Origin of the sequence: Thalassoglobus sp. (genome assembly GCF_048270125.1) — a bacterium.
GTDB lineage: Bacteria > Planctomycetota > Planctomycetia > Planctomycetales > Planctomycetaceae > Thalassoglobus.
Map to the genome: position 1 here is coordinate 101,186 of NZ_JBLWTN010000008.1, position 10,873 is coordinate 112,058.

5 protein-coding genes are annotated in these 10,873 nt (G+C 51.6%); 1 reads left to right on the top strand and 4 read right to left on the bottom strand.

Annotated features, from left to right (window positions below; all coding sequences use genetic code 11):
- The first annotated feature begins 1 nt into the window (after position 1).
- Positions 2-2,068: a glycosyltransferase gene (locus ACN0YR_RS11815; protein WP_417849428.1), complete on the top strand. Its 2,067-nt coding sequence runs from the start codon at positions 2-4 to the stop codon at positions 2,066-2,068.
- A 462-nt stretch (positions 2,069-2,530) separates the two neighbouring features.
- On the opposite strand, the gene ACN0YR_RS11820 is transcribed toward ACN0YR_RS11815, so the two are convergent.
- From ACN0YR_RS11820 to ACN0YR_RS11835, 4 genes are all read right to left on the bottom strand, one after another.
- Entirely contained in the window at positions 2,531-4,822 is a 2,292-nt protein-coding gene (locus ACN0YR_RS11820) for a S8 family peptidase (RefSeq protein WP_417849429.1), read from the bottom strand.
- 27 nt (positions 4,823-4,849) lie between these two features.
- The gene (locus ACN0YR_RS11825; RefSeq protein ID WP_417849430.1) at positions 4,850-6,205 is read right to left on the bottom strand and encodes an ATP-grasp domain-containing protein; all 1,356 of its coding nucleotides are present in this window, start codon (positions 6,203-6,205) and stop codon (positions 4,850-4,852) included.
- Positions 6,206-6,233: 28 nt separating this feature from the next.
- A complete protein-coding gene (locus ACN0YR_RS11830; protein ID WP_417849431.1) occupies positions 6,234-8,066 on the bottom strand; it encodes a metallophosphoesterase family protein in 1,833 nt (610 codons plus the stop codon).
- A 615-nt stretch (positions 8,067-8,681) separates the two neighbouring features.
- The gene (locus tag ACN0YR_RS11835; RefSeq protein WP_417849432.1) at positions 8,682-10,832 is read right to left on the bottom strand and encodes a DNA/RNA non-specific endonuclease; all 2,151 of its coding nucleotides are present in this window, start codon (positions 10,830-10,832) and stop codon (positions 8,682-8,684) included.
- Positions 10,833-10,873 lie beyond the last annotated feature (41 nt).

Sequence of the window (10,873 nt, forward strand, 5' to 3'; positions counted from 1 at the left end):
CATGAGTTCACCGACAACGAAAAAATCTGATGTCCAATCAGAAATTGAACGTCTCGGTCCCTGGACGACGAAGTTTCAGCTCAACGGTAAAACCATTGGCGGTTCTTACGAAGTCAGCGAAGAAGAATTGCTCTTGCGCCAGTTCCGAGAACGGCTGCCTTATGCAGAACGTGTCCTGGAGCTGGGCTGCATGGAAGGTGGCCGAACATTTCCGCTGGCGCGCAGAGTCGGACATGTGGTTGGTGTGGATGTCCGGCGTGAACATTTGAAACGAGCACGGTTCATTCAGAGAGAGCGGAATGTTCAGAATGTGACATTCTTGGAAATGGATCTCGAAGCGACTGACCTGGAGACACTCGGTACATTCGATGCAGTTCACAACGTCGGTCTGATGTATCACATGGCCGATCCGGCGAAGTTGCTGAGACAACTCGCTGCCGTCGCTCCGGAGATGTTGCTCTGGACGTATGTCGTTGACGATGGAGATGCCGAACAAGGAGGCTATCAAGGACGGTTCGTGAATGAGAACCCAGCAGATCGGATCGGAGGTGTCCGTTCGAAGTCATTTCGACCGACCCGTTCAGAACTGATCCGCATGCTCAGCGATTGTGGGTGGCGGGATGTGGAGTTGATTGAAGAAGCGGGGACGGCGGTCTCGCTTTGGTGTCGCCGGAAATCAGACGAGAATGCAAAACGAATTCCACCCAAAGCGTTATCAGTGGCCGTTGTCGTGACCTGCCACAACTACGGTGAATATCTGGACGAATGCCTGAAAAGCATTCTTCATCAAAGTCGTCGTCCTGACGAGATCGTGGTTGTGGATGATGCGTCGACTGATGAGACTCCAGAGATTGCCAAACGCTGGTCCGACTGGAACGTTCAGTATCTGCGAACAGAACACGAGAATGTTCGCCTGGCACGTAAAGCGGGTCTGGAGGCAACGAACGCAGATGTGCTCTGTTTCGTCGATGCCGATGATCTGCTGACTCCGGACTATCTCCGCTCGGGAATGCAGCAGTTCAACAGGCATGATATTGGAATCGTCTACTCAGACATGGTCCGGTTCGGGGCGGAAGATGTTGTCAGTGCGTTTCCGGAGACGCTCACCAGTGAGGAGATGTGCTGGAAAAACTACGCTCATTGTGCCTCACTCGTCCGACGTGAAGCGTTGGAAATGACCAGAGCGTTCGACGTGCCGGTCGATCCTAAGGTCGGACACGAAGACTGGCTCGTCTGGCGTAAAGTCCTCGAGCAAGGCTGGAAAGCCAAAAAGCAAACGGCATTGTATGCCTATCGACGTCATGCATTGGGGGCATCTCTGAAGAAGAATTGGGAGAGTGATCGATACTACCGACTTCGCTGCCTGAATCTGGAAACGATCACACTCTTTGTTCCGCTCTCTGGCAGGACAACTATTTGGCCTCGGTTCTCGCAGTTCCTGGAGTCCCAAAGTTCGCCGAGGGAGCAGACAAAACTGCACTTTCTGGATACGAGCCAGGACCCAGAGTTTTCCAGCATGGTCAGAGCTTGGTTATCAAAATGTGATTATCCCCATGTCAGCTATGAAGAACTCTCAGTTGGCGATCCGGGGTTGGCAGATGAAGAACGTCGAGGACAGGTTGCTGTCCAGAATGCAGTCCGGATGGCTGCCGCTACGATCTACAATCATCTGGCTCGTCATGTACAAACATCGTTCATCTGGATCGTCGAAGACGATGTCATCCCTCCCGACAATGCTGCTGAGTTGTTGCTGCAAGGGTTCGATCAGGACACTGCGTCCGTTGCCGGTCCATATCGATCGCGATATCACGATGGCTATGTTGCCTGGACGAAGGGGCACAAAATCATCAAAGAATCTGGCGAAGGTGTTCAGATAGTCGAAGGCAATGGGTTCGGGTGTGTGATGCTGCGAGGGAGCGTGCTTAAAGAGTCGCTCTTTACCTGTCGACAGCCACCGTATGATTTTGACCCTGCGTTCTATGAGCGCCTGAAAGCGGGTGGCATCAAAGCCAAACTCCGCTGGGATGCTGAGTGTGAACATTTGGATGTGGTATCCATGACAAATTGAATTCGAATTGTTTTTCGAAAAGTCCGGAAATCGTTGAACCATTAGACAGGTCCCTGATCTTTCTCTGGGAAACCTACAGCCTCCTCCGACCCGATCGGAGATGAGGCTCTTTTTGTTTTAGCAGCCCATTTCCAACTGAGCGTGTTCACTTACACGAAAATTTCGCGTCACGATCGGGGAGAAAAACTTCGAAAATCGTTGAAAACGGCACGCTTGATCGAGGGTGACGCGAACTCGCTAGCCATTGACCTCAAAAGCACTTCCGGAATATCAGCGCTCTCTCCGGGGTTCGTACTGTGGTCTTGTACGGGGAGGTAATTAACATGTGAGTGTCTCCTTTCACTCATACGGGTATGCAACTTGCTTGCCACTCCTTTTATAAAAACAGGGTTTTGAAACTGCCTCTAGTCATTTGAGCGAGCTTTCTCAATCAGCTTACCAACTCGCAGAAAGAGGATTAAATCAAGTTTCAGTCAGCATTTTGAGAAGGTTGGGGATTCCGTGGCCTTGGTGGTTGCGGTCTCGCCCGACGTCGTTGCAGTTGCTTAGCAGTATCTTTTTGACTTCGTCGGGGCGGCCGATGAATTCGCGGCGAACGGATAGGAAGGCGGCTAGTAGGCCGGATACGTGGGGGCAGGCCATGCTGGTGCCGCTGGACTCGCGATACAGGCGGCCGTTGAAGTCGTTGCTGCACGAGCTGATTCGTTCGCCTGGGGCGACCACATCGGGCTTGACGCGTCCGTCCATTGTTGGGCCGCGCGATGAGAAGTGTGAGATTCCGTGTAGGTACGGCTTGTCCGTATTGACCGATCCGACGGCGATGCAGTCGTCCAGGTTTGCCGGGTCGCCAATCGACAGTGATGTGTTCAGATCGAACGGACCGTCCTGGGTGGAGACTTGGATTTGACCGTCGTTGCCCGCTGCAACACAAACCAACGTTCCTTGACGCCAAAGGTCACGAAGCTCTTTGCAGATTGGTGAAAAACCACAGCCATACACCGTTGGGTCGAATGAACCTCCGAGGCTTAAGTTTACGCCGTGAACGGCCATTCCCGAGTTGTTTTCGTTGCGGCGAAAGATATCGTCGATCGCCTTGATGATTGAAGCATCCTCGCCGAATCCATGGTCGTCGAGAACTTTATAGACCAACAGTTTTGTCTTGGGAGCAACACCGCTGTGCGTCAGCGAACGCTCCTTTCCTCGACCAGCAATGATGCCGCAGACATGCGTCCCGTGACCATCGGGATCACTCATTGACGGGTCTTGAATCAAAACCGGTTCGTGTGACGCCGTGGTACAGTCGAGAACTTCGATGACAAGCGAGTTGTCGTAGCCGGTTTTGTCACTCTTTCGTCGTCGCTGAAAATGGGGGTGATCGAATCGGCACCCTGTATCCAGCACCGCCCAGGTAATCCCGCTTCCATTTGAGTTGAAGCTAGAGCGAGCGGCGTCAGCACCAATCGCACGATGGGATCGGTGAATCAGCTTTTTCTTGGCCGAACTTCGCCACATCGCATAAATGTTCAAGTTGGCATGGTCCATCGCCAAGGCTTGTATTTCCGTCGGCGTCAAATGTGCGGCAACGTACTTCCGCAATCGCTGGACACGAGCAGCTCTTAACGCTTCATCAGGATCGTTCTCGCCACAATGTTCTTCAACGACCGCCTCGACTTCTTCGGCCAAATGCTTGATTCGTCCGGCTAGGCTTTTCAAACGCTTGTTTTGTTCTCGCTGTCTCTTTTCACGTTTCTCCATTTCGTCGTAAGACTCGTCGACAGCTGGGTACTTCCACTCCAACACCTCGATCAAAACCGGCTGACGCATTTCGCGGGCGGCAAAGCCATGAGCTACGTCACGCGCAATCACAAAGCGACCGGTGGAATCGAACCGCATCACCTGATGAACGACGGCGCGGACTTCTGGATGAGATAGATAGCCTGCCGAGTCATGCGGATTGACGCTGGCAAACCCCCAAAGACTTCGATTGATGATTCGATGGTCCTGAATCTCGCCGAATGCTGACGGAGAGACCGCGAAGTCATTAGCAAGCCGACTATCCAACGAGACTGGATCCAACCGGTCCGCAAAATTGTGCCAGCATCCGATTCCGCTAGGCACTTCGATCGGCAAACCGTCTTCGGCGAGTTGGTCTTGGATTTCGCGTATCCCTAGTGGCGACCCCAGAGTTACGAACAACGAAACGAGCTCCCGCTGCTGGGGAGTCATTTCGCAAAGCACATCATAGGCAATGATCGTGCCCATGCTGTGGGAGACCAAGACATACGGCTGCTCGGCCTTGGCGATTTGCCGCTGCAATCGCTTCTTGATCCGACGACGGACATCGGGATCAAAAAAGTATGTGGCCGTGTCCTTTACGAATCGACGCAAGAAAGCAGCGGCGACCCGGCCACGCCACCTCCTCAGTGCAGGAATGGCACGAGTCGAAATCGACTCCGTCGCATCATCACCAGCCAAGTCCAACCGAGCAGAAAGACGCTTCACGAAATCCGCAGCACGCTCGTCATCAGGATCTAGACCAGCATCTTCAAGCACCGACGACACATCGTGATCACCAATAGTCGATGCTTGCGACGACACCCTCTCGTCATCGTCGCCATGCAGGATGTCCGCCCAATACGAACCGCAGGTCTGCTCCCCCATTGGCCGCCCAAACAATGCCAAGTCCCATTGCGACTTCCACACATCCCCAGGCGGATGAGAGCCGATTCCATGGATAAACACGCAAATAGACATTTCAAAACCACCAACACTCTAGGGGGGCTATCGGTCGTAACAAATTTGAATGAACTTGTTAATTTCTTCTAGTTGAGAAACCTGCGAAGCAATTTCATCCCAACTACCTGAGGGCACTTCTTCCTCGAAGAACACATGCAACTCAGCAAGGTATTCCTCGTGAGGAACTTTACCGACAACAGTCTTCAGCTTAACTCCATGAAATGGACGCCATTCACAACTGCGAACCTTACCAAACACCTCTAGCTGGGTCGTCGTACGCGGCACCAAATGAGTGATCTCACCAAGCCCACGACCTTTCTCAGGCTGAACAAGGCAATACGCTATACCAAAAATACTGGTAGGCTTAGGTATCCGTTGATTAGGAACTCCAACAGCGAGTCGCGTCATCTCTGAATGAAGATCAACGCCCGAAATAAAATTAGCAATCCGGGCAACCTCACTCCCGCCTACTCTCGGATTTACCTCAATTACGTGCAGCTTATCGTCTCGTCGAACACCCTCGATATGAAAAGCAGAATTATTCAGGTCGACGGCCTTCACAACGAGTTTAGTCCAGTCCACTAGTCGTTTGACAAAACTGTCTTCCCTATTCGCGAAGCAAGTGATGCCGCCTGTCTCAGAAAAACCCTGTGACCAAATACCGGGGTTGGTTACATGCCTCTTTATTCCGACATCGCAGATAAAGCATGTTCCATCGGAAACAAAACCGTCAACCTGGAATACTGAGCCAGGAATATACTCTTCGACCAACAAATCCACGTTTGGGTCTAAGTCAAAGAAACTATTTGAAATAACTTGATAAGAATTCGTACTGATCCATTTCGATCGGCTCTCGTCGTATTGCTTGGCGTCGTCTGAGTTCAAAAGACGACTAACCCAAGAGCTACCCGCTCCTACAATAGGTTTCGCGACAAAGGTTTTACATGAGGTTTCATCAGAAAAACAGGTTTGAATAGAGCCTAAGGACACTTTGCGAAAGCCTGGCTGTGGAACCTTCTTGTGAGAAGCGATCAGGTCTCTAGCTTTCGGCTTAACTCTGCAGTTTCGATAACCATCGGGGGTTCTGAACCCAAATCTGTCGGCGATTTGCAGAACAGTCTCGGTCCAGTCATCATGCGGATGAATCCAAGCTGTATCTGCAATAGACGAAACACTCTGGTCAATGTTGCGTTCGAGAAGCCATGCCTCAAACTCTCTCGAAGTCTTTACAGGGTCATGGATATTTCGAGGAAAGAAGCCGCCGGCTATTGAATAACTTCCAAGTTTTCTGGCTAGCGATTCTCTCTCGTCGATAGGCGAAAAGAGCAGCGGCAAGAAACCGCACTCCCTCAAAAGCGCACACCGATCTTTAACAAGGTTTCTAGCCTTTTTAGCGTCCACGATCACATGCCGATTGAAACTGCCTGAACTACTCGTCACAAGTGAACTCCCCTAGGCATCTAAGCTCCTTGTGCATAAGAAGACGTCTGAAACGATCGCGAATCGATCGCTTACGATTCCCAGTGATCTGATGAGTTTGTTCAGCAGCATCCTCTCGAAACACATAGGTGCAGAGGTCGTTGTCTTGGCTTCCAATCCCGATGACAAATTCCTCGGTGAGATCTTCGTCTTCCAGATGTTCTGCGAAGAGAACAAAGACTGGCGTAGACGCCAGTTGGTGAATCGACTCGATCATTCTCACGAGATTCTTGTCATCAAGCCAACTCTCTTTCCAGATCAAGATACGTGCGATTTCTAGCGAATTGCAAGAGGAAGTTTTGTTACTAGCCTCAATCAGCGTCGCACCAGACCTTGGTTGCCAATTGGTCCGCGAAACAGCTTCAAAAACTTCCGATGAGAACGCAAGCGTTGCTTCACGGCGCATCTCGATTCGCCCTAGTCGTTCTTGAAACTGCACAAGCATATAGTCGAGATAGCGCGTCAAAATCCATCCGTCGGGGCCAAGAGTGTCAACTCCGTAGATTGCCGATAAGCTGGGGAGAAGATCATTAAAAACAACTTGCCAACCACCATCTTGCCAGTCATCGACTAATGCCTTGAGCTCAATTGTGGGGCGTAGTGTCTGTTTCAAAGCATCGCGAACTTGATGCTTATTACTTAGAACTTTACGACTAAGTGCCTCTTGGATATGACGAAGACCAGAATAGACCGGCTTGTCGATTATCAGCTTATAGGAGTTGCTGCCATCCTCGAAAGTCATGTTTGCGTCGTTTGCGATCATGGGCAGTACTTTCATGATTGACGATGGAGGCGCAACTCCGTGTGCAAACTTTGCGTCAGACACAGTAAGCTCAAAGAACTCGTTTTTATCGCTCGAGCCAAGTGTTCCGGCGCCGACGATATACATTCCTTCTCGCATCGAATTGACGTTTGATTTCTCAGGTCGCAGGTATTCTTCATATGCACAATGCTGAAAATGGCGGTGCCCATGAAGTACGACATCAAATCCGTTGCGAGCGAGCCGTTCTTTGAATACCCCGCCGTTTACCATCGCATCGTACTGATCGACATGGAGGCTGGGGACAATCGATGGGTTGTGATGAACCACCGCGAGCTTGACCATAGAGTCGTGTTCTTTGGGAAGCTCCACCATGCTGTTCAGTTCTTCAACAGGAACAATGCCTGGGTCTTGCTTAATTCGCTTTTCGAGTTTGTCGATAGCCGCGCGAAACGCGACTCGAGCTGGCTCATTCGAGCCAAACTCGCACCTTTCAAATTCACTTACCAAAGCTTCGATTTCTGGATCCGAAACTCCGCCGAGAGAACAACTGTTGAATAGATAAATGAGAAGGTTGCAGTCTTCGTAGTAGTAGTACGGCTTTTCATCTGAAAAAGGCGATAGCACGCGATCGCCGAAACGCTCGACAAGCGATCTGAAGCGATCGAGCCTCAATTCTTGTCTAGGGTTAGCCCAGTCCACATCATGGTTACCCGGTACAATACAAAGACGAGGACCAACCACGTGAGAGGTGATGCGTTTATCGACTGTCTGCAGAACATCTTCGAAAAAATTCTTGCAAAGTTCAAATTCACTTTCTTCAGCACGACTGGTAATGTCTCCGGAAACAACTATTACTGTCGGAAACCTTCTATCATCACAGCGTTTTAAATATTCTGCGTAGCAATCAAGATAGTACCCTCCCTCGCGTGAGTTCGCTAAGGCAGGGTTTCGATTAGCGTGTCGATAGTGACTCGCTCCTGCGTGAAGATCGGTAATGTGGTGTAATACATACTCATTCATCAAGTCATGCCCCGGTCATCTGCGATCTAGGAGCGGTGAGCACTACGTTCCCTCTGAAAAGTCGAACGTAGCCTCGGAATCTACCCGTTGCGTCCGAGTAGCAGGCGCTGACGGCGGTAGATATGCGAGAGAATTTAAGCGATGCATAGTCACCGCACTCTAAGTGCAATTCTACCGATGAGGAAGCAGGAGTTGTGGTTTCAGGTGTGCTGTGCCATTGAATGGCGATGCCACCTGGATACCCTGGGACAGTAAGCGAAACGAGGGACTCTTCAGCAGAGATGCCAACTTCCCCAAAACGTTTGGGCATTGACCAGTGAAGTCTTCCTGCTCTCAATCTGCAATAATTGTCTACGACGATGTCCTTGATCTCATTTGATCCATCATCTTCCCTAGTTAATTCCCAGTATTCACTGAAGCCACCAGTAGGTGCGATCGGAAATCTTCCCCAGATCAAAACGCGGTTGCTTTCGGAGAATGTGAAGACTCCTCCACTAGCTGCGCGATATAGAAATGGAGGTAATGGTAGAGACGTTTTTTCGTCAAGAAGCATGGAGTATGGTTCTGAAATCTTCATTTTGTATCTCTTGATTTGTTGAACGAGTCGTTTTTGATCTAGATGTTACTGAAAAGATCTGTCCGGCGTGAGATAGCTCGCACTTGTTTGTGGTCTAAAGACTCTTCCGAAGTATTGAACGAGTCGAATGCTGCGATCTCATCGAAGCCGATTCCCGTTTCATCTGAAAGTCTGCTGAGTGACACTTGATAAAGATGAAATTTGTCGAGCTCTCGACCTTCGACGAAGACCAGTTCTTTTTGGCTGATAATGTAGGCGGCGACTTTGAATTCGTCGTCGTCCTCGTCGTGGAATGCGATTAGTTTCCAGAAGTCTTCGGGGATTTTGACGTCTCGGTAAGCCTTGTCGGTGTCTCGAAAAATGGGACCAGCCATGACGGAGACTTTTAGGTTGTCGACGTTCACATCCTCGAAGACGGCGTTTTCGAGTTCGCCCCACAGGCCGCCTTTGGAGGACTGATTGAACGCTTCGTGCTGCGGGGTCATGTTGGTGAAGAAGAAAGAGTCGCGGTTGGCGGCCTTGGCTTCTTTGAGTGGTCCCCAGTTGAGGTCGGCGCGGCGGGCGACGTGGCCTCGGTCGTAGGCGTTGTTCTTGTAGAGTTCGTTGCCTGCTTGGAACTCGGAAGGTACGCGGGAATCGCGGATAAACCGGATGCCTTTCCTAGAAAGTTGCTTCATGTTGCCGCCGTCGATGTTCCAGGCGACGAAACGTGGCAAGGATCGTGATTTGCTTTGGCAAACCGAGAAGTGTGTGTAGTGAATGAGTTTGGAACCGTTGTGCTCGAACGTGTCCTTGGCAATCTTCTTTGACAGGTTGGGCGTTGGGACCGACTCGGACAGGAAGTCCTCGTCGTAACCGCTGCCCTTGCTTTCGCCGATATCGAAATCGTCATCGACATCTTCGCTGGGCATGTCCGCCTCTCCATCACCGTCGCCTGGGTCGTGAGCCGGGGCAACGTGGTAGACCTTGTCGGTGCCGGGACGGCCGAGCGAAATGGTGATCCGCAGAGGGACCTCGATGGTTACGTCGTTTGGCTTGTTCTTCATTGGGTGGCTCCTGTCACGGGCGGAATGATGCTGTTTGTCGTCGGGGGCGTTGCTGTGGTCGGATGGTGATTCGGTGTTTTCCCAATAGGTTACGAGTGTCTCGTTGGGCTCGGGAACATCGGAGGCGAACAGCACTCCGGCATCGACGATGCGTGGATCGCGGGCGAGTTCGTAGGCGGGAACGCCATAGTTTTCGACCAGATACCTGCCACCAAAGTGCAGTGCGGCGACGGTTCCGCTCTTGACGTCGATGATCGCGGAACCGGAGTTGCCGCCGAGCGTTGATGCATCGTGCGTGAGCGCCGCAACGGGACTCGAGAGCCATTTGGAGCTCACTAGACGCTTTTGTTTTGACACTCGTCCAGGTGCAATTCGTTTGACTTCGTACTCGTCGCCGAAGATTTCTTCTTGGGCTCTCTTTCCGTTTCGATCATCGAACGCGGGGTAGCCGATGGCGACGACCGCTTGCTTGCGTTTGAGGAGCGTCGGATAGGTGGTGGTTGAAAGCCGAAGCGGTTTGATGTCGGGCAGGTCGGCCTTGAACAATGCCATGTCCCAGTACGGATGGACCATCACGCACTCGTGCAGCACAAATCCGTCTTCTTGGTCGAAACTCGGTTCGTCCTCAAAATCGACTTCGGCGCGAAGGTCTAGAATTCGGACTCGCTTTCCTCTGCCCACGCCCGTCGTGAATTCCTTTGCGACGTGACGGTTGGTCATCACGAGGTTTTTGCCGACTACGAAACCGGTGCCGCCGTAGGTTGATAGGTCGGTGATGTCGATTCGGCCGACGGCAGGAAACGTTCTTTGGATGCGACTGCGGGTGTCGCGATCTTTGCTGATGAAGCTGAATTCGCCAGGAAACGGAGCGAACTTCTTGCCGAAGATTCGGTGCGAGGGGCGATTCTTGCGATGCACAATCGCTTCGAGGTGGTAAAGGCCTTCTGCGGAGACCGACTTGCCCTGCACGGCTCGCATCGCCGCTTGCTCTGCCTTCTTGATTCGCTTCGTGCTGACTCCCTCAAGACCGTCGTCATCCGCGATGAAGTCGACGAACTCTTCCATCGGTGTATCGCCAGCGATGGACTTCACGTACTGGAGCAAACGCTTGGCGTGCTCGTCGGGCGAGATGGTTTTCTCCATGAGTTAGCCTGCCTTCGTGGTGATCGGGTTGATTTGAGCTT

Excerpts from the sequence above, each read along its gene's own strand:
- ACN0YR_RS11815 (WP_417849428.1), top strand. The coding sequence starts at position 2 with ATGAGTTCACCGACAACGAAAAAATCTGATGTCCAATCAGAAATTGAA.
- ACN0YR_RS11820 (WP_417849429.1), bottom strand. The coding sequence starts at position 4,822 with ATGTCTATTTGCGTGTTTATCCATGGAATCGGCTCTCATCCGCCTGGG.
- ACN0YR_RS11830 (WP_417849431.1), bottom strand. The coding sequence starts at position 8,066 with ATGAATGAGTATGTATTACACCACATTACCGATCTTCACGCAGGAGCG.
- ACN0YR_RS11835 (WP_417849432.1), bottom strand. The coding sequence starts at position 10,832 with ATGGAGAAAACCATCTCGCCCGACGAGCACGCCAAGCGTTTGCTCCAG.